This window comes from uncultured Dokdonia sp. (assembly GCF_947492815.1).
GTDB lineage: Bacteria > Bacteroidota > Bacteroidia > Flavobacteriales > Flavobacteriaceae > Dokdonia.
The window spans coordinates 1-18729 of record NZ_CANLOB010000032.1 but is presented as its reverse complement, the minus strand read 5'-3'; the positions used below and the strand labels follow the sequence as shown (position 1 = coordinate 18729).

At 32.8% G+C, this 18729-nt stretch carries 19 protein-coding genes; 2 read left to right on the top strand and 17 right to left on the bottom strand.

The genetic code is table 11. The features are described from left to right. Nucleotides 1–98: 98 nt before the first annotated feature. The 12 genes from Q1A01_RS20840 to Q1A01_RS20785 form a co-directional block, all read right to left on the bottom strand. Complete coding sequence (locus Q1A01_RS20840) at nucleotides 99–776, bottom strand: transglutaminase domain-containing protein (RefSeq protein WP_299684748.1); 678 nt, start codon at nucleotides 774–776, stop codon at nucleotides 99–101. A gap of 10 nt (nucleotides 777–786) precedes the next feature. Continuing rightward, nucleotides 787–1197, bottom strand: coding sequence for a carboxypeptidase-like regulatory domain-containing protein (locus Q1A01_RS20835; RefSeq protein WP_299684746.1), 411 nt, complete (start codon nucleotides 1195–1197; stop codon nucleotides 787–789). A 118-nt stretch (nucleotides 1198–1315) separates the two neighbouring features. After that, on the bottom strand, nucleotides 1316–2515 hold the full coding sequence (locus Q1A01_RS20830) for a hypothetical protein (protein ID WP_299684744.1): 1200 nt from the start codon (nucleotides 2513–2515) through the stop codon (nucleotides 1316–1318). Nucleotides 2516–2658: 143 nt separating this feature from the next. Continuing rightward, nucleotides 2659–3024 (bottom strand): DUF2200 domain-containing protein, encoded by a 366-nt coding sequence (locus Q1A01_RS20825; RefSeq protein ID WP_299684742.1) that lies wholly within the window; start codon nucleotides 3022–3024, stop codon nucleotides 2659–2661. A gap of 186 nt (nucleotides 3025–3210) precedes the next feature. Then, nucleotides 3211–3858: a GDSL-type esterase/lipase family protein gene (locus Q1A01_RS20820; RefSeq protein WP_299684740.1), complete on the bottom strand. Its 648-nt coding sequence runs from the start codon at nucleotides 3856–3858 to the stop codon at nucleotides 3211–3213. Between the two features lie 120 nt (nucleotides 3859–3978). Continuing rightward, nucleotides 3979–4812, bottom strand: coding sequence for a rhomboid family intramembrane serine protease (locus Q1A01_RS20815; protein ID WP_299684739.1), 834 nt, complete (start codon nucleotides 4810–4812; stop codon nucleotides 3979–3981). 239 nt (nucleotides 4813–5051) lie between these two features. After that, complete coding sequence (locus Q1A01_RS20810; protein WP_299684737.1) at nucleotides 5052–5663, bottom strand: hypothetical protein; 612 nt, start codon at nucleotides 5661–5663, stop codon at nucleotides 5052–5054. Between the two features lie 2 nt (nucleotides 5664–5665). Further along, a complete protein-coding gene (locus tag Q1A01_RS20805) occupies nucleotides 5666–6163 on the bottom strand; it encodes a sigma-70 family RNA polymerase sigma factor (RefSeq protein ID WP_299684735.1) in 498 nt (165 codons plus the stop codon). A gap of 231 nt (nucleotides 6164–6394) precedes the next feature. After that, the gene (locus Q1A01_RS20800) at nucleotides 6395–9043 is read right to left on the bottom strand and encodes a choice-of-anchor I family protein (protein ID WP_299684733.1); all 2649 of its coding nucleotides are present in this window, start codon (nucleotides 9041–9043) and stop codon (nucleotides 6395–6397) included. A gap of 170 nt (nucleotides 9044–9213) precedes the next feature. Continuing rightward, nucleotides 9214–9636 carry a DUF1801 domain-containing protein gene (locus tag Q1A01_RS20795; RefSeq protein ID WP_299684731.1) on the bottom strand — a complete coding sequence of 141 codons (423 nt, stop codon included), beginning with the start codon at nucleotides 9634–9636 and terminating at the stop codon, nucleotides 9214–9216. Nucleotides 9637–9650: 14 nt separating this feature from the next. Continuing rightward, a complete protein-coding gene (locus Q1A01_RS20790; protein WP_299684729.1) occupies nucleotides 9651–10250 on the bottom strand; it encodes a DUF1801 domain-containing protein in 600 nt (199 codons plus the stop codon). Between the two features lie 8 nt (nucleotides 10251–10258). Then, entirely contained in the window at nucleotides 10259–11269 is a 1011-nt protein-coding gene (locus Q1A01_RS20785) for a DUF1028 domain-containing protein (protein ID WP_299684727.1), read from the bottom strand. A 190-nt stretch (nucleotides 11270–11459) separates the two neighbouring features. Here Q1A01_RS20785 and Q1A01_RS20780 point away from each other — a divergent pair, with 190 nt between their 5' ends. Together Q1A01_RS20780 and Q1A01_RS20775 are read left to right on the top strand one after the other, a co-directional pair. Next, nucleotides 11460–12035: a hypothetical protein gene (locus Q1A01_RS20780; RefSeq protein ID WP_299684726.1), complete on the top strand. Its 576-nt coding sequence runs from the start codon at nucleotides 11460–11462 to the stop codon at nucleotides 12033–12035. Nucleotides 12036–12076: 41 nt separating this feature from the next. Then, nucleotides 12077–14236, top strand: a complete 2160-nt coding sequence (locus Q1A01_RS20775) for a TonB-dependent receptor (protein ID WP_299684724.1) — start codon at nucleotides 12077–12079, stop codon at nucleotides 14234–14236. Between the two features lie 51 nt (nucleotides 14237–14287). Here the strand turns inward: Q1A01_RS20775 and Q1A01_RS20770 are convergent, their stop codons facing one another. From Q1A01_RS20770 to Q1A01_RS23915, 5 genes are all read right to left on the bottom strand, one after another. Further along, the gene (locus Q1A01_RS20770) at nucleotides 14288–14491 is read right to left on the bottom strand and encodes a hypothetical protein (protein ID WP_299684722.1); all 204 of its coding nucleotides are present in this window, start codon (nucleotides 14489–14491) and stop codon (nucleotides 14288–14290) included. Nucleotides 14492–14709: 218 nt separating this feature from the next. Then, entirely contained in the window at nucleotides 14710–15621 is a 912-nt protein-coding gene (locus Q1A01_RS20765; RefSeq protein WP_299684720.1) for a hypothetical protein, read from the bottom strand. 117 nt (nucleotides 15622–15738) lie between these two features. Beyond that, nucleotides 15739–16479: a LytTR family DNA-binding domain-containing protein gene (locus Q1A01_RS20760; protein WP_299684718.1), complete on the bottom strand. Its 741-nt coding sequence runs from the start codon at nucleotides 16477–16479 to the stop codon at nucleotides 15739–15741. Next, on the bottom strand, nucleotides 16472–18340 hold the full coding sequence (locus Q1A01_RS20755; protein ID WP_299684716.1) for a histidine kinase: 1869 nt from the start codon (nucleotides 18338–18340) through the stop codon (nucleotides 16472–16474). Before Q1A01_RS20755 ends, Q1A01_RS20760 begins: the two co-directional genes overlap by 8 nt. Nucleotides 18341–18631: 291 nt before the next feature. After that, nucleotides 18632–18727 carry a hypothetical protein gene (locus tag Q1A01_RS23915; RefSeq protein WP_366520120.1) on the bottom strand — a complete coding sequence of 32 codons (96 nt, stop codon included), beginning with the start codon at nucleotides 18725–18727 and terminating at the stop codon, nucleotides 18632–18634. Between the last annotated feature and the right edge of the window lie 2 nt (nucleotides 18728–18729).

The following is an 18729-nucleotide window of genomic DNA, read 5'->3' as shown; positions in this document are numbered from 1 at the left end:
TTTTTTTTGCACATCAAATTTCTTGTAATGAATACGTTATTAAATCTAGAAAATGCTATACACGCTTTCGCGAAAGCGTACCCAGAAACATTCCAGTATCATTTTTCAGGAAGTAATGTCCAAGTTTCATCTACAGGTTGATGTGTTTTTATAAATATGGAAGGCTTCATTAAGAAGAATGAATTATCATAATCAAATTCAAATAATTCAGTGGTTACATCTGTAAAGCCACTAGACCAAGTGGCATCGCATAGATACCATTTACCTTGTAGTTTAATAGCGTTCCAGGAATGGTTAGGGATATCCAAATTTTTAGATTTCATACTTCCATCTAGACCATACCCATTAACAATTTTGCACTCTAAACCAGCAAGTCTAGACAACTCTTTAATTAGATAAGCATATCCTGTGCAAAGGGTTTCTTTATCATTGATTAGTTTTTTAAATACCTGTCTTTTAAATTGATGATTCCAAGCATGTAGTATTGCTGGATGGTCTTTTAGTTTTTGGCGTTTACGATTGTTTTTTTGCATCAAGCCATATTCACCTTTAATATTATGGCATACCCAATAATAGATAGCTCTAAAACGCTCTACATCGGTATCTAAGGTATACGTTAGGTGATGTGCGAGTATTGGTAAATTGGTAAGTTCTTCACCTTTATAGCGTTCTGCAAGATACTCTGCTTTTGTAAAATCGATGGTTTTAAAATCGCTTTGTTGGGCTTGCAAGAATTGTATAAAGGTAAAGAACATGAAAAGAAAATACGTTTTCATCCTACGTGTATTACTTCTTTTTTATATCTGAAGATGTTGGTGTCGCTTTTGTACGTAAAGAACCTATAATAATTAACGGAATATCATCTAAAAACGGCTCGATATATGTCGTATTTCCTGTAATTTTGATCTCTCTATCTTTATATCCTAGCGAAGTCACGACCAATACATCATTTTCTTTTAATTTTTGAGGAAATGTAAATTTTCCATCATCATCACAAACTACGCCCACATAAGTCCCTTTTAAGAGTACAGTGGCAGAGGGGACAACACCATCAGTAGAGGTTACTTGCCCAGTGACTGTGCGTTCTGTTTCTTGTGCATTTACAGTCGTTGTACATAATGCAATGATTAGGAAAATGCCTAAAGCAATTCCCGTTTTTAATACGTTTTGTTGTTTTGGAATACATAGTGTTTTCATAATATATCTGTTTTGTTTCTATCAAACTTAGAAATACATCATGTGTATAAAAAGCTATAATGAGGTAATGATACGATTGCTTGAGTAAAACCGCCATTTTGACAAGTATTCCTGTTGATTAGTTTACAATCTGATAAAATGTATAGGATTTTTTTCCATTAGTCACGACTATTGTATAGGTCCCTTTCTTTAAACTTAGATGTGCATCGTCAGTGTTGTTTTCAACTTCCGTAATATCTAGCGGAATGGCAGTAGTAATGTCTTCCCCTTTTGCATATGCTAATACCATTACTGGATATTCAATGATGAGGTCATCTAGCGTAACAATCGTAGGTTGATGATCACGATCAAATAACCAATTAGGTCTGCCATTTATATACGTTGTATTTGGATGAAATACAGCAATATCTGACCAAGCTTCTCCACGTTCGTATTTTAAAGGGTTTTGTAATGTATCAATGATAACAGAAGATTCTTTTATGGTTAATGCTTTTAATAACGGGTGGTTGTAAGCTGGGTTTCCTTTTTCACTATAAACCACTTGATTAATGGTAAGCGGATTTATACCAGTGTATTCTGTAATTCTTCCTGCCATCGCTTTCTCCCAAGATGAATGTGTTCCCTCAAGTGCATGATCAAAACCACAATGAATTAGAAATTTTTCATTTGGTTTAGCTTGCATTGCTTTTTGGATATTTTTTGCTTGCTCAATTTCCCTTTGTTTCCCATTAACATTAGTAGTTTGCTCATATGGAAAAACAGTATATCCAATTTGTAAAGCTGTTCTCACTAAATCTCCAAACTGAGGATCTTTGATATAATATCCCGATTTTTGAATAGGATAGCCTCGTTCATTTAATAAAGAATCTGTAAATTTTCCACTAGCAAGTGCTTCCAATCCTAAGTTTCTGTAGCCTAATTGATATAAATCCTTAAGAAGGGATTTGGTAAATACTCGATGCGAAGAGTTATGATGTGCCTCATTTATGATAACTACTTGTGTTTGTTTTGCTTGCTCAATGATATACTTAGAAGCATTGATTTGAGTATGTTTTTTATGTATGGAATCTATCTGAATAGGGGTATAGCTTTGTTCTCTTCCGCCCATTGCTATATCCCAGTCGTTCAAGGCATTTTTATAGGCTCCTTTTGTAGCATAATCTGAAGCCGAAATTTGATATTTCCACGGGACAGTATCTTGATGAACCTTGTCTTGGATTTGTTGATTTAATTTATACTCAGATGTAAAATCTATTTCTTGTATTGTTCTTTTCTCTTCTTTACAGCTTACTATTATGACTAGAAGTAGGAAAGACAAGAATAGGTTAAAAGTGTTTTTTGAAATCATAACTTTCTAAATTCGTTGTGATTGTAAAAATAACTAAATAATTAGTTTAAACTAATTATTTAGTTGTAAAGAAAGTTTATATATGATTTCAGTGATAAGAATGAGTGGAGGTATTATGCTGTACGCAGTATTTTTTCCATTTTTCTACCTCTAGCAAGTTCGTCGATGAGTTTATCTAAATAGCGACATTGTTTGGTTAAAGGTGTTTCAATTTCTTCTATCCTATACCCACATATAACTCCTTTAATTAATGATGCATTAGGATGCAACGTTGCTCTTTCAAAGAAGGTCGCAAAGGTTACTTTTTCATCTATGAGTTTTTGAATATCAATCTCATTAAAACCTGTAAGCCATTCTATTACTTGATGTAATTCTTCTTTAGTTCTCCCTTTTTTCTCTACTTTATTCACGTAATGGGGATAGACAGAAAAGAATTTTATGCTGGCTACACGAGCATCGTGTTCTGGAGTTGTTGCCATGATTTTAGTTTGATGTTATTACATATACAATATATAAAAATAATTATGCTTTTGCTCTTTGATAGTGTGCAGTATAGACTTTCTTATCGTTTTTTAGTTGAAAGCGTATATGATATGTATGGGACTGTAAGATTTATCATCATAAGAACTTTCTGTATAAGTAGCATCAAAAAATGGTTCTCATCATTATTCAAAATCAGAACAGATAATATCTTTCCATAATAGATAGCCTTGTCTATTCATATGTAAACTATCTGAAATGAAAATATTGGGTATTGGACGGCCATTTTTAGCTAACATTGGATGCCATACATCTATATATGAAAGTTGTTTATGACTATTACAATAGGTCTTTAGTAGCGAATTAAATGCTAGGTACTTCTCTTTATATTTCCAACGAGAGGGGCTTGGTTTAGCACTCATAAAATGAATCTTAATCTTTGGGTTTGAGGCTAGTATTTTTGCAGTGATTTGTTCTGCTGTTTTTAGAATGTCTTCTAAATCTTTTTCTGCAGCAATGTCATTATCGCCTTCATATATGTAAACATGATCTGGTTGAAATCTCAATACAGTTTCTTCTAAAAAATAAAGTAGATCAGACATATGTGATCCTCCAAAGCCTGTATTAATAACTTTTGTATTATTACAATCTGTTTGTAACTGTTCCCAAAAACGAATACTAGAACTTCCAGTAAATACCGTTAATTCTTCCCCTTTTGAGATTGCTATCTCAGTAAATTTTTTAATGTCTTCATCAAAACGATTTGGATCTTGTGCTATTAGATTTGCAAACGGTATGATGAAGAGAAAGAATATGACTACTATTTTCTTCATAAGTTCGTATTTTTTTAGTTTACTACTATTTGTGAAAATTCAGAGAAACTAAGATACTAAAACCATAAGAAGTTTAATAAGTAGGAAGCAATGATGTGTTTTTGATAACATTAATAAATGTTACTTGGAGAGTTCGTTTAGTGTATCCTTTTCTTTCTTAGAAAGTTTGTCGTATCCTTTTTTATGAATCTTATCAAGAATTCTATCAAGTTCTACTTGTTTTGAAGCTTTATTTTCATTGTATTTATCTTCTATTGTGTAGGCTTTTTTTGATGTTGAAAAAGGATTGGAAATAAGTAATATATGTGGTTTTTTAATCATCAAGAATAGAAAAATAAATGATGGTATAAGAATAAGAAGTATGGGGAAATAATTCGTAGTCAAGATAGTAGGATCTATGAATATCGCGACAATTAAACCTATGATACCGCCTCCTAAATGCGCTTCGTGTCCTATGTTATCTCTTTGTGTTTTGATTCCATATATAGAATATAATACATACGCTATTCCATACAACCATGCTGGAATATGAATAGGTATGATGATAAAACCAATATCCATACCAGGAAACAATCCAATAGATGCAAAAACTAATCCGCTCACGGCTCCTGAGGCTCCTACTGCAGTATAATCAGGATGATTTCTATGAACGTATAAGGCAAGTAAATTTCCACCAATTAAGCTAGCAGCATATAACAGTACAATAGCTATTATCCCTATAGAGGGTTCTAAACTAGTACTAAATAAATAGAGCGTAATCATATTAAACCCAAAGTGTTTCCAATCTAAGTGTAGAAAACCAGAGGTAATAAGTCTTTTGTAATCTTTATGTATTAAAATTTGATCAATATGAAAAGCAAATCGATCTAAGAAGTTGAAGTCTTTTAAACCTTTATAAGTAACTATTCCATTTATAGCTATAAGTGTTAAAGTTACGATTCCTATGTCTTCCATTCGTTTTCGTTTGGGATTGTATGTATAAAAGTAAGAATTTGAATGTATTATTTGAGGATTAATATATTTTGAAAACCAGTATACGCTTTCGCGAAAGCGTAATCTATAAACATAAAAGCCTGAACATCCATACACATGTTCAGGCTTTATACCAAATGAGTAGTAAACAAGTCTTATAAATCAAAATGATTTAGGCTCATTTTAAAACCCATTTGGGAGTGAGTATAGTTCCCCAAAAACTATACTTCCATTTTTTTTAGTTCTTTATAATTACGGTCTAAACGTCTCATTAAGATTCCATAGATCATTTTATAAAAGCCCCACATAAGAAGCATGATTACAGTCATGATAGCTGTAAATTGTAATGCAAGTACTGTCATACTTCGATCTGCAAAATCCCCTGTATCATTTTGAGTAGAGATGATAAAAGCAATCAAAGCACTTACGGCTAAAAATGCCATACTAAACCAGATATAATACTTTACGGTTTTTCGGGTTTTGATAATATTCTCTAATAATACTTTTGAAGAATCGGTAGTTTCTATACGTTTATAATTTCGATAAAACCAAGAAACAAAGAAAATCAATGCTCCTAAATGTAAGACCAGTATCACTGTGTCAAAGGTTTGTAGACCATGTTCTTTTTCAAATTGTTTGGAATCGTCTCCGCCAAAAGCAAAGGAGAGTACAATCCAAAATACAAATTCTAGCATACTGATAATAAAAATCCACTTTACAATAGAAGAGGACTTCTTTAGTAACATGGGGTATATATCTTTTTTACTAAGTTTAGGAAGTGTTTCATCCTGCTTTTGCCACTGCTTTTTTAATAATTCTAATTCATCTACCATAACTATGATGGGTTTACTAGTTTTCTAAGCTTTCCTTTTACACGATTCATTTTTACACGAGCATTTACCTCGGTAATTCCCATCGTTTCGGAAATCTCTTTATAATTTTTATCTTCTAAATAAAGAAAAACTAGGGCTTTTTCTATATCATTTAAATCTTTGATTGCATTATACATGACCTTTAATTGCAGCTCGACAGTATCGTCATACTCTTCTGAAGAGATACGAAACATCACATCATCAAAATCCTGTGTTTGCACAGTACGTTTTGATTTCCTATACAATGTGATTGCTGTATTCAATGCCACACGATACATCCATGTACTAAATTTTGCATCTCCTCTAAATTTGGGAAATGCACGCCATAGCTGTATAGTCACTTCTTGAAACAGGTCGTTATGCTGCTCTCGATTATTGGTGTATAATCGGCAGACCTTGTGTACAATGTTCTGGTTTTCTTCCAGAAGTGTTACAAATTTTTCTTGTAAATCTTTCTCCAATGATTGATCGTTAGTTACCTATTGGTAGGGGATTTTACTGTAATGTTACAGAAATCTTTAGAATTTTATTTTATGTAGGACAGGAAGTCCTATTTTAATAGTTATAAGTACGCTTTTGCGAAAGCGTATAAACGCTGATTTTCATTTTAATACAGACCATTAGAAAACGAAAAGCCCCCTGTACGAATACAGCGGACTCTTCTCCCTAATTAATAATTGAAATGTTTTTTTTTATTTAATAATTACTTTTTGAGTAGTACCATTTTCAAAATGGATAAGGTATATTCCTGTTTTTAATGTTTTGACATTTACTTGAGATGCTAATGGACTACTAGCTACTTTACGACCTACGAGATCATACATATCAAAACCACTTTCTTTGCTAAAGAATAGTGTTCCATTTGAAGTTGGATTTGGATATACTGTAATAAGATCACTATTTGCAGAGAATTCTTCTGTACTTAAAGTATCATTTTCAAGTGTATATATTGAAATAGTTGAACTTACTTCATTAGCAACCACTATAAGTCCGTTACCAGTGGCATTATCTTCTGGTGCCACATAAATGATGCCTTCTGGCGCAAGATCACCTTCTGGATTTTCTATATCTAATGTTGTATCTCTATTGTTTACATAGGTTTCAAAAGTAGGCGCTGTTGGGTCAGTTACATTGAATACAGCAATCCCTCCAATTCTTTCTAATGCAACAAAGGCATACCATTGTGTTGCAATTTCTCTAACGATAACAGCTTCTGGCTCGGGTCCTTTATCATCAGAACGGTTTTTAAAAGCATTTTCATCATCGGTAGCATTAAAGATCGCTCCATATACAGGATCTTCTTTTGTGATACTTTCTAGTAAGTCTTGACTATCATATACAATTGCGCCTGTTTCTGCATTTACAATAGAGAAAGAACGTCCTCCATAAATATGTATGGAATCAATATCTCCATCGCCGTCTGTATCTCCTGTTGCATTTGTAGTACGTAGTCTTCCTAGCGTTTCATCCATTTGTAGAAACTCAGCATTTGGATAGGCTTCTGGATCTAGGTCAAGATCACCTATACGTACTTCTTCACTAAATCCATCATAATCTCTAGCATCTCCTTCATTTGCAATGACAATATAATTTGTTCCATCTACGGTATAAGTATCGATAGCATCTGGTTGATACATTCCTACTGTATTCCATGTCGTCATGAATACGAAATCTAGTCTGTTGGAAGCATCTAATGCGTTTTCTTCAAGAGAATGGTCTTTAACACCCCAAGCCTCAACAGCAGTAATACTTGGCGTTTCTAGATTTACGATCGCATAAGCATTGTTTTCTTGAAGGGATACATAAGCAATGGTACTATCTTCAGAAACGGTAATAAATTCTGGTTCTAGATCTTGAGACACGGAAGCCCCTGGGCCAAAAATACGTACACCTGCGGCTTCTAATGTTGCTTGGTTTGCATCAAAACTATTAAAGTTAAGAGAAGTTACTTCTGCTTGTGTTACTGTTTCAATTCCTCCAGTAATGTCAATAACAGAGATCGTCCCTTCTGGGTCTATCGTATAATCATCACTAGGCTCTCCTTCGTTAGCTACCAATACTTTTGTTCCATCAGGTGTAAAGGTTACCATATCTGGCAGCGAACCAACTTCTACATTGCTTAGCACAGTCCCGTCTGTATCTATAAATACAATTTGCCCATTTCCTTGATCGGCAGCTCTTACCGCTACTGCTACAGTACCATTAAAAGCACTTACACTAGTGACTTCATCTCCAAAAGCACTCATATCTACAGCAGATAATGAGGTGAGGTTTAACGGATCACTAAAATCAATGACTTCTACAGCATTATCTCCTGCATTAGATACAAAAAGTCTATTAGAGCTCATATCGTGTGTTACGATTTCTGCACCATTTACCTCTATGTTTGTAGCAAAAGACATCCCTAAAGCATTTGTTGCATCAGGAGCTTGTAACTCATTGTCTATTACATATACTGTATGTGTGGTAAGTTCTCCCTCTTCAGCCTCTGTAAAATTTTCTAGTGCGATTGCTATATAATAATCTTGATTTTCATCCATATTATCAGCAAGGGTAATAGTCACATTTTGTGTTGTTGCTCCGCCTGCAGTGAATGCTAGTGTCGTAGTATCTAAAGTAAAAGAACTACCAAGGTCATTTGTGAGTGTTACTGAGACAGCTACAGAAGCATCTGCAGACTCAGAAATAGATACAGGTATATTAACGGTTCCATTATCTTCTGTAACTTCAGAAAGCTCCTCATCAAAAGAAATACGTGTAGGCGTTCCTGTAGTGTAGGTTCCTAATGGGAAAGGAGTAGCAGCACTCGCATTATCAGTTTCATCATCTAATGCATTTGGACCACTAAAATTCCAGTTGTCTATCATAAAGTTTGATCCATCTGCTGTTGTACCACTATTACGATATGCCCATCCATCTTGATATTCCCAGTCTTCACCACTTCCATCTACATTAATATCTCCAAATACATCTATTACCATTCCGTTATTAAATAGTTCAATAGCATCATCTCCATTTACATTGGCAGTACCATCTACAAACGTAGGGTCAAATCCAAAAAAAGTATTAAAATTTGGTTGCTCACTTGCGATGTAAATAAAATCACCGGCAGTTGCATTTCCAGAGAGGAAAAATTCTTCACCATCAGTACCATCTCCATTATTTGCAGAACCAATAGCATAAGAAGATAAATCTGTAATATCATTTATCACATATAGTTCTATAGCTTTAGGAGTTCCGCCTGTAAGTGTTGCGTCTACAATACCAGTAATTAATAGGTCTTGCGCTTGTGTAATTGTAGAAATACTCAGTAAGAGTATTAAAGAGTAGAGTTTTTTCATAATGAGTTTCATAAGATTGATACCCGTAAAAATACTAGGTCAACTATGTAATCATTTGAAATTAATGTTACGAAAATTTTACTCTTTGTAGTGTATAATCATAGAATTTACATTTCTATAATATAGGGATAAAAAAAAGGTAATATTCTCTTAAAGAATACGCAATATAGCTATTGTTTAAGGTATTTATCTCTCATATAATCAACCGATTGTTGTATGAGTTCTTTAAGAATGTCCAGATCTACATCGGCTAGTTTGTTTATATATAAACAAGCTTTACTGGTTTTGTGTTTCCCTAATTTTTTAAGTAAAGGATCAAAATTAACAAAGCCTGGCATGATATATAAACTTATGTTTTGTTTACGTGGAGAAAAACCAACGATAGGCCAATCTCCTTCACGACCACTGGCATATACATAATGATACGAGTCAAACCCTACAATACTACCTCCCCACATTTTGGGAGCTACACCTGTGACTTCTGTCATCATTTCTAGCAATATAAAACTATCTGCTTTTTTTACAGGATGTGCAACGGCATTTAGAAATTCTTCGACTGAAGCATCATTTACTTTGGTTTTTACGTCGCTCATGGTATACTATATATTTAACAATTCTTATACTTATCATTTAGCCCTATTCCTTCTAGAATCATTGGAATACATTTCTCTAGTCTTCGTATTCTCGTTGCCTCTTGTTTTGCCCCGCCTATATGTTCTGTATATTCTCTTTGTTTTGAGGGTGTCAATGCCTTAAATGCAGTTTGTAAGGTTTCCGCTTTCGCGAAAGCGGACTCCAGCTCAAGAGGAATGACCACTTCTTTTTTAGATCTGTCGGGTTTTACTTCTTTCCCATCTTTGGCATTTTGAATAGCCTCTAGAAGATATTCCCTTAAAATGGTCGTATCAATATCTTCTAGAGATTCATAATGCAATGAGCGCATTGCTTTGGTTTTTCCATCTTGTGCATTGCGTAATAGTTTTTTTGTGTCAGAAAGAAAAACACCTTGAAAAAACCAAACACCAAAATGGTTTTTAAAATTTCCTACACCTATTACATTACGACCTTGTATCGTATAGCAAGGAAAATTCCATTTCCATTCTTCTTTAAGTTCTGTATCCTTAATAACAGCGCGTAACTGCTGTATACCTTCTTTCCAAGGCGAAGACTTTGTAAAATAGTGTGTTAGTTTTTCTTCGGTAGTCATGGGTATTCTTAATTCTTAATAATTTTTATGGTATGTATTTCATTTGCTCCCGTAATACGAAGGAAATAAACTCCTTTTTGATAGGAGCTACTGTCTATAATTTCTCCAGTGTTAGCTCCTGAAAACTGTGTTTGTAGATGTACGCGCTTACCACTCACATCAAATAGTTCTAGTCTTTTTATAAATGTAGTAGGAGGTAAGATTACTTGAAATTGATCTGAAACTGGATTTGGAAATACTTTTACTAAATCTTCAAGTGTATTATCTTGTATAGAGAGTACATTATCATAAAGTACCTGAAGCGAATCTATCGGTTCTTCTCCAAAAGGCATTTCTTCTATATTCAATTCTAAAGATGGATTTCCTGGAGTATCTGTTTCTTGATATACTACAAGATAAGCAGAAGTAGATGAGGTACCTCTATCCAAACATCTCATATCTGCTCCGGCAAAATTAGCACCTTGCATTGCAGCCATCAGTTTATCTGCTAGAGTACCTGTCGTATTGTTAAAATTGTTTTCCATATTAATGAGTACGGTTTCATTTAATAGGATATTTCCTTGTACACTATAGGTAGCGCCTTGTCTATCATCTTTAAAATCGTCTGCGAGGCTGCCTGTAAAGCCAGCAGTTCTTGGGTTTCCATCTGGATCAAAATCGGCAACACCGTATTGTCTGAATTCTGGATTGAAGTTTTGAGAACTACAATCGTCATTATTAATAAGGTAATCAATGATTTCATCTGGAGAAAGCCCTGCTTCCATTTGATCAATCGCATTTGCTAAGTTGGTATTGGGAATACAAACAAAAGCCTGAGAGTTTACACCACCGCGTCCAGGAATAATATCAGTAATAATATCAATAAGCCCTCCAAATTGCCCTATACCATCTACACAAGAAGCTCCAGCTGAGCCCACTTCACCTGTATCGGGATCTACAGCAATGATAGAGAATGTGTCTTGCGCATAGGTGGTAAGACTTAGGAATAATGCAATGAGTACAACGTAATTTTTTTTCATGAGTTAGCAATTTTATAGACTTTAAAGTTAATCAATTACGAGCACTTTTTCAGACGTTTAGAGCATAGCTACTTCAAGATGATGCAAAGAAAATACAATTGGGAATCAAAAAATGACGGTTTAGTAGTTTATGCTTTCGCGAAAGCGTAAGAAGTAACACTTTTGTCCTGTAACCAAAAAAATGATTACTATGATCTCTAAAGCACAATTAAACGAAGCACGATTAGATGTAGCTCAAAGAGCAAAACAAGGTATTGATTTTATTACTGCCGCAACTGTTATTTGGGTGCTTATCACTATTATATGGAGTACAGAAATGACGTTAGAAACCAAAAATATAGCAACACTAGCTATAGGAGGGATTATGATGCCACTGGCGTTATTGTTTTCAAAAGTATATAAGTCACAATGGAAAATAAAAGATAATCCTTTACAGCCTTTAGGGCTATTGCTTAATATCGCACAGTTATTTTATTTTCCTATTCTAATACTTGTTATCAAATTTATACCTACTTATTTTCTGCCTGTTTTTATGATTATTACTGGCGGACATTTCTTTCCGTATGCTTGGTTTTATAAACAACCAATGTATGCTATTATGGCTGGGATTATTTCTATAGGCGCTGTTGTTTTAAGTTTTACAGTGCTTCCCCAATCACCTATGCTTGCTCCACTTGCAATGACTATTGCATTAACCATACTTACAATTACATTATTTATTTCTAATAAACACTTAGCACAAGCATCAGAATACCGTATTGTGTAAAGGATTCATCATCATTCATCATCAATCAAAAACCAATCACTATGAACTATTTATATATCTTATTTTTCTTTTTATGTATTAGTACCTATGGACAAACGACTGTTTCGGGAACTGTGACAGATAACAAGGGTATTCCTATTGAGGGAGCCAATGTATACCTAGATGGCACATACGATGGTGCATCTAGTGCTGTGGATGGAACGTTTAGTTTTACTACTAGTGAAACGGGTGATCAAGTACTTATTGTAACTTTCTTATCATATGAGACATTCTCATTTTTTGGACCTTTATCTAGTATGAAGGATTTAAAAGTACAGCTTAAAGAAGATATTAATTCTTTAGATACTGTTGTTATTTCGGCTGGGAGTTTTGAAGCTAGTGATAACAGTAAGATTTCTGTATTAAAACCATTGGATGTAGTGACAACAGCAAGTGCTTTAGGAGATTTTGTAGGGGCGTTACAAACACTTCCTGGGACTACTACCGTAGCAGAAGATGGTCGTTTATTTGTACGTGGTGGTGATGCGGGAGAAACACAAATTTTTATAGATGGTATTCGTGTATTTACACCGTATACACCCACCACTAATAATATCCCTACACGAGGACGCTATAGTCCATTTCTATTTGATGGGATTACGTTTTCTACTGGAGGTTATTCTGCTGAGTATGGAGAAGCCCTTTCTAGTGTTCTTTTATTAAATACAGTAAATGAGCCTGATCAAAATAAAACGGATATTTCTGTAATGTCTGTAGGTGGAAGTTTAGGGATGACAAGAAAGTGGGAGAAGTCTTCGCTTAGTTTAAGTACTTCCTATATCAATCTAGCGCCTTATATAGAAGCTTTTCCTGATCGTAATAATTGGTCCAAACCAGCTGAAGCGCTTTCTGGTGAGGCTGTTTATCGCTATAGAACAGCAAATGGTTTATTTAAACTTTATAGTGCTTTTGACACCTCTAATTTTGAACTGAATCAAGAGGATATTAATCTGGAGAATGGACTTGACTTTAGTTTAAAGAATAGTAATTTATATGTGAATACGTCCTACACAGGTGTGTTATCAGATACATGGAGTATTCAAACAGGAGGAAGCTATACGTATGCTAAAACTGATGTAGGGATCATGACCAATACAATTGATGACACAGAGAATTCTGCCCATTTTAAACTGAAAGTAAAAAAGCGTTTTTCAAGTAGATTTAAGGTATCAATGGGGGTAGAGCAGTTCATTACAGATTTTAATGAAGATTTCAGTGGCGTTTTTAATACCCAAACGATCACAGATGCTTATGGGTATGATAGTTCGATTAGTGCTGCTTTTACAGAAGCAGATGTTATATTCTCTAAAAAATTAGCACTTAAGACAGGACTTAGAAGTTCATATACAAATCTAACAGACCAAGTTACAGTATCGCCTAGAGTTTCGCTAGCCTATAAAACAGGAAAGAAAAGTCAGTTGTCACTTGCTTATGGAGATTTTTATCAAAATCCTACGAATGATTTTTTAAAGTTTAGTCAAGAGTTAGAAGCTCAAAAAACCCAGCATTATATTTTGAATTATCAATACAATAATAACGGACGTATTTTTAGAGCAGAGGCCTATAGAAAAACATATGACAATCTTGTTACGTTTGATACAGATTTTGCAGGTGTAGATAGTGTGTTTGAGAATGGAGGAGATGGATATGCGCAAGGATTAGATATATTCTGGAGGGATAATACCAGTATTAAAAACATGGATTATTGGGTAAGTTATTCTTTCTTAGATTCAGAAAGGAAATATCTTAATTTTCCAGAACAAGCAAGGCCTTCTTTTGCTAATACCCATAATTTTTCTGGAGTAGTAAAATACTTTATAACTGATTGGAAGTCTCAGGTTGGGTTTAGTTATCAGTATGGTTCTGGTCGTAGGTATACGAATCCAAATGTACCTGGTTTTTTACAGGAAGAAACAAAATCGTTTAATAGTATTAGTTTAAACTGGGCGTACTTACTATCGCAACAAAAGATTTTATATGTTTCTGTAAATAATGTATTAGGATTTAATAATGTAAACGGATTCCAGTATAGTAATACTCCTGATATAAACGGGACGTTTGATAGAAGAGCACTTACTCCTGCAGCAGATCAGTTCTTTTTTGTTGGTTTTTTCTGGACAATAAGTGATGATAATAATAGTAATCAGTTGGATAATTTGTAAAAGTAAAACACCGACTTAAGTCGGTGCTTTACTAGATTACTATAAAATATTTTAGAAAGGAAAACATCCTAGAGTACCTCCAAAGTTTTTACATACTCCAGGTAAAACTGTACGACAACCACCTGATGAAGTATAACATGCATCTCCTTCATTTTTGTCTGAACAGCCTCCTTCGCAGTAGGCATCACCTCCTTGTATTTCTTGTTGTACTTTTTTACTTAATCTTGTTCCTAAATTTGAAATGTTTTTTAACATGAATTTTAATTTTAGATATTAAATAATGATGTGATCATTTATAGACATTCACTAGATATGTCTACTTTTCGCGAAAAAGATTTAATTTCTAAATTGAATATTTCCTCTTTAAAATACAAGTATCATTTCATAAGTGCTTGATTTTATTTCAAATATGTATTTTATAAAAAAGCCTCTTTATTTATTAATGGTAAGAGGTTTTTACTTTTTACAGAATATTAATTTAAGAATTGGCTAAAGTTAATATCATATTGATATACACAATCTGGATTTGGATTTACTGATGTTTTTGGTCTTGTAACAATAATGATTTCATCTGTAGCTGGTGTATAATTTGATGAGATTATATACTCAAGAGTAGTCATTTGGTTATGACAGGTATTACCAGGAAAAACGGAACTTCTATTACGTGCAATCGCGGTATTACTGTCACTAGATGTTAAAGGATGTGCTGTTGAGGAAATTTGTGAAAAATCATTATCATTTATATTTAATGGGAAAAAGAATTCTAAACAATTATTTTGTAGAATATAATTAATGAAATTAGTTGCAATTATTTCAGCTTCTTCTTCTACAGGAATAGGGTTTTCTAATTCAGGTGCTCCATTTTGACCATTAGGACCCAAAGGAGGAGGAGGTATGTTAGAAGCCGTTTCAGGACGACAATTTTCAGGTAGATCTGATGCTTCAAATCTATTATTGGAACTTTTTTGATTGTCTTCTTCTTCTAAAACTATTGTTATAAAATCAATTAAGATTTCCTTATAGGTGTTTTGAAATTCATTTGCAGGATTTGATGTATCTAATCCTATAACATTAGAAAGGCTTACATATCTTCGAGGACCTTTTTTATCTATGAAATCTTCTTTTGCTTCGGGATAATGCATCAATGTGTATGCTGCAATATAAGATGCCCATTGCATTCCGCGCTCTAAGTCAATACTTTCTTGAGATAAAGGCGAGGTATCATAGAAACGTTGTCCTGTTTGAGTTGATATGTTATCAACATCTGTAGTTTCAATACTAAAGTTACTTGGATCATTTTCGATAACAGACTCTTGATCTACAGAACAAGATGTGATTACGAATAATAATGCGATTAATACTAAATAGGGACTTAGTGTTCTCATAGTTTTTACATTTTAATTATAGGGTAATAGTACTACATTTTCATACAAAATAATCATGTCCATATATAAGTGCATGTGTTTATTTCATTTTCGTATGAATTCATTTCATTTTTGATTTTAATCAAAAATTCTTTTTAATACATAATCTTTGCGCCTACTAGAAACGGGTACTTTGAAATCTAGATGTACGACAAGTATTCCTTGTTTATTATATTTGAGTACATGTTTCTTATTTACAATATATGATTGGTGACATCGTATAAAAGATTCTTCAGAGAGAATTTCCTCTACTTTTTTTATAGATTTTGACACCATAATTTTCTCCATTTGTTGTGTGTAGAAAGTAGTGTAATTTCCTTCAGATCTACAGTAAATGATGTCATCTTCATAGATCGCATATACATTATCACTCGTTTTAAGAATAACTCTTTTGTTTTTAACGCCACTAAAATATTCACTAGAAATCTCAATAAGCTTTTCTAAATGATTTTCCTTTTTTTCTTGTGTCGTTACCTTTTGAAGGGCATCTACAAATTCATCTATCTCAATAGGTTTTAATATATAATCTAAGGCTCCTACTTTAATAGCCTTGATGGCATGTGTATCATATCCTGTAATAAATATGACATCAAAATCTTTAAAAGTGGTTTGTTGCAGAATATCAAAACTAGTACCATCTCCTAGATTGATATCGAGTAATAGGAGTTGAGGTTTAAGTTGCTCAATCATTTTTATCCCTGAAGTAACGCTATCTGCTTCTCCTATAATAGAAATTTCATTTTTAAAATGTGATATTACTTTTTCTTTGATATCTGCTCTTACGCTTGCTTCATCATCAATAATAACTGTTTTAATCATGCTCTGTTTGTTTATATGGAATTAAAAAAGAAGTGATCACTCCACTCGTAGAAGTATCACGATCTCCTTTATTTAAGACGGAAATTTTCTGTTTGGTTGCTTTTTCTATAAAATCTGAAATCAATGTTGTAGAAACAGATTCTTTATGAGAATTCATCTTAGATTGTATTCCTACACCATTATCTTCTATGATACATTGTAAGTATTCTTCTTTTTCTGACAATGTAATGCTAATTTTTCCTTTATATTCAATTCCCTTAAAAGCATGCTCAATACTGTTTTCTATATAAGGTTGTAGGAGCATAGGAGGGATGAATATAAGGTCATCTTCTTCTAGATCTATCAAATGAATTTCATATTCAAATTTATCAGGAAAACGAAGCAATTGTAAATCCATATATTTCCGAAGGGATTCTAATTCTTTTTCTAATAATACATAATTATTTGTTGAATTTTCGAGAATCAATCGTAGCAATCTTGAAAACTTCAACAGATAATTAATAGCACCTTGTTGATCTTTTTTGATTGTATTCTGGATAGCATATAGCGTATTAAATGTAAAGTGAGGATTCATTTGTGAACGCAATAAACGCTGTTGCATTTGTAAACTCATTTCATCAAATGTACGTTGTCTTTTTTTATAGAAGAATATTCCTATACTTATTAATAAGATAGCCATTATAAAGACTAAGAGTAATTGTGTCTGTGTTCTTAGTTTTTCTATAATTGCTTCCTGTTTTTCATTACGCAAGCGTTTTTCTTCTTTATATGCAAATTCTAAAGATTTTAAATCTTTAGAATACTTTTCTTCATATCTCGTATTTTGATATTTTGTAATCGTATCTAGATATTTTAGTACTTCATTAATATTTGATTTTGTCTCATAAGCATATCTTAATTTATAATTTGAAATATTGCTTATAGTAGTTTTTGAAATATTAAGTGTTTTTAGAGTGGTTGCTTGGTCTAGATAATATTTTGAACTATCATATATTTTTAAATCAAGATATACTTCTCCTAAATTTGCGTACGTTTTAGCTAAGTTCTCAATTTTAGTAGGTGATTCTGAAATTTTTTTAGCAATATGTGAGGCTTTCAAATAATATTTTAATGCAACTCTATAATTTTTGTCTAAATGATTATAGTATCCGTAATTAATGAATAATTCTTGTTTAAATATATCATTTAATTGTTCTTCCTTTTGAAGAATATTTTCTAAAGTTTGATATGCCTTTTCTTTATTGTTTAGATATTTATATTCGATTTTTGTTTTAGAGCTAACAGCAGAGATTAGCGATAATGTATCTTTCTGTTTTTGTAATGTTTCAATTCTTTTATCACTATATGAAAGTGCTTTTTTGTAATCTTTTATTTCAATGTATGTGTTTTCTAATTGATAGAAAGCAAATGCTCTATAAACATTATTATTAATAGGGAGTAATGATTCAAATTTATGTGCGACAGCAATACAATCCCCATATTCTTGTAGTTTCTTGTAGGTTACCCACGAGTTATAAAAATAGGCAACTTCTCTATCATTTTTAATAGAATCTTTAATGCGATCAATTGTTTTATGAAAATAGGTAGCAGCACTATCTATTTCCCCTATTTGTGAGTAGTAAGACCCCGTTAAGTAATCATTTTCTGCTTGTAAAGAATCAGATAGAGTAGGGGTTGATTTAATAAGATTGGCTGCGTCTTTTAGATATATTAATGAAGAGTCTGATACGTTTTCAAAAGCTTTTTTTTGAAAAAGCTTTACGGTATCTTCTATACTTTTATTCGTAGATTTTTGATCGGTTGAGCATGCGAAAAGAAAGCAACTTAATAGAATACAGTATAGGGATGTATTTCTTATCATATATCAAACTTACAGAAAATGTTAAACTAAAGGTAATTCTTTATAATATATTACTGTCTGTCAATTTTGCTGACATTTAGAATATTAGACTATTTTTGATAATTTTGATATTCTGCGGGTACTATTTTATGATACAAATAAAGTAAATAGGAGGGGAGTTATTTTATTTTTTAGTTTAAAAAGTACGCTTTCTATATACGCTTTCGCGAAAGCATATAAAACAACATTGCCAGAAAACAAAGAAGCCTCTTATTATAGAGGCTTCTTTTGTCAATGTATGCATAAAATGCGCTAGTGAATAATTAATTTTTTTGTAAATGATCCCATATCCGTTTCTAGTCGAAGTATATAAGGACCCTTACTTATATTGGATACTGGTAACTGCAACG

Bases quoted from the DNA above. Each gene is read 5' to 3' on its own strand.
- Q1A01_RS20840 (WP_299684748.1), bottom strand. From the start codon at position 776: ATGAAAACGTATTTTCTTTTCATGTTCTTTACCTTTATACAATTCTTG.
- Q1A01_RS20835 (WP_299684746.1), bottom strand. From the start codon at position 1,197: ATGAAAACACTATGTATTCCAAAACAACAAAACGTATTAAAAACGGGA.
- Q1A01_RS20825 (WP_299684742.1), bottom strand. From the start codon at position 3,024: ATGGCAACAACTCCAGAACACGATGCTCGTGTAGCCAGCATAAAATTC.
- Q1A01_RS20820 (WP_299684740.1), bottom strand. From the start codon at position 3,858: ATGAAGAAAATAGTAGTCATATTCTTTCTCTTCATCATACCGTTTGCA.
- Q1A01_RS20815 (WP_299684739.1), bottom strand. From the start codon at position 4,812: ATGGAAGACATAGGAATCGTAACTTTAACACTTATAGCTATAAATGGA.
- Q1A01_RS20810 (WP_299684737.1), bottom strand. From the start codon at position 5,663: ATGGTAGATGAATTAGAATTATTAAAAAAGCAGTGGCAAAAGCAGGAT.
- Q1A01_RS20800 (WP_299684733.1), bottom strand. From the start codon at position 9,043: ATGAAAAAACTCTACTCTTTAATACTCTTACTGAGTATTTCTACAATT.
- Q1A01_RS20795 (WP_299684731.1), bottom strand. From the start codon at position 9,636: ATGAGCGACGTAAAAACCAAAGTAAATGATGCTTCAGTCGAAGAATTT.
- Q1A01_RS20790 (WP_299684729.1), bottom strand. From the start codon at position 10,250: ATGACTACCGAAGAAAAACTAACACACTATTTTACAAAGTCTTCGCCT.
- Q1A01_RS20785 (WP_299684727.1), bottom strand. From the start codon at position 11,269: ATGAAAAAAAATTACGTTGTACTCATTGCATTATTCCTAAGTCTTACC.
- Q1A01_RS20780 (WP_299684726.1), top strand. From the start codon at position 11,460: ATGATCTCTAAAGCACAATTAAACGAAGCACGATTAGATGTAGCTCAA.
- Q1A01_RS20775 (WP_299684724.1), top strand. From the start codon at position 12,077: ATGAACTATTTATATATCTTATTTTTCTTTTTATGTATTAGTACCTAT.
- Q1A01_RS20770 (WP_299684722.1), bottom strand. From the start codon at position 14,491: ATGTTAAAAAACATTTCAAATTTAGGAACAAGATTAAGTAAAAAAGTA.
- Q1A01_RS20765 (WP_299684720.1), bottom strand. From the start codon at position 15,621: ATGAGAACACTAAGTCCCTATTTAGTATTAATCGCATTATTATTCGTA.
- Q1A01_RS20760 (WP_299684718.1), bottom strand. From the start codon at position 16,479: ATGATTAAAACAGTTATTATTGATGATGAAGCAAGCGTAAGAGCAGAT.
- Q1A01_RS20755 (WP_299684716.1), bottom strand. From the start codon at position 18,340: ATGATAAGAAATACATCCCTATACTGTATTCTATTAAGTTGCTTTCTT.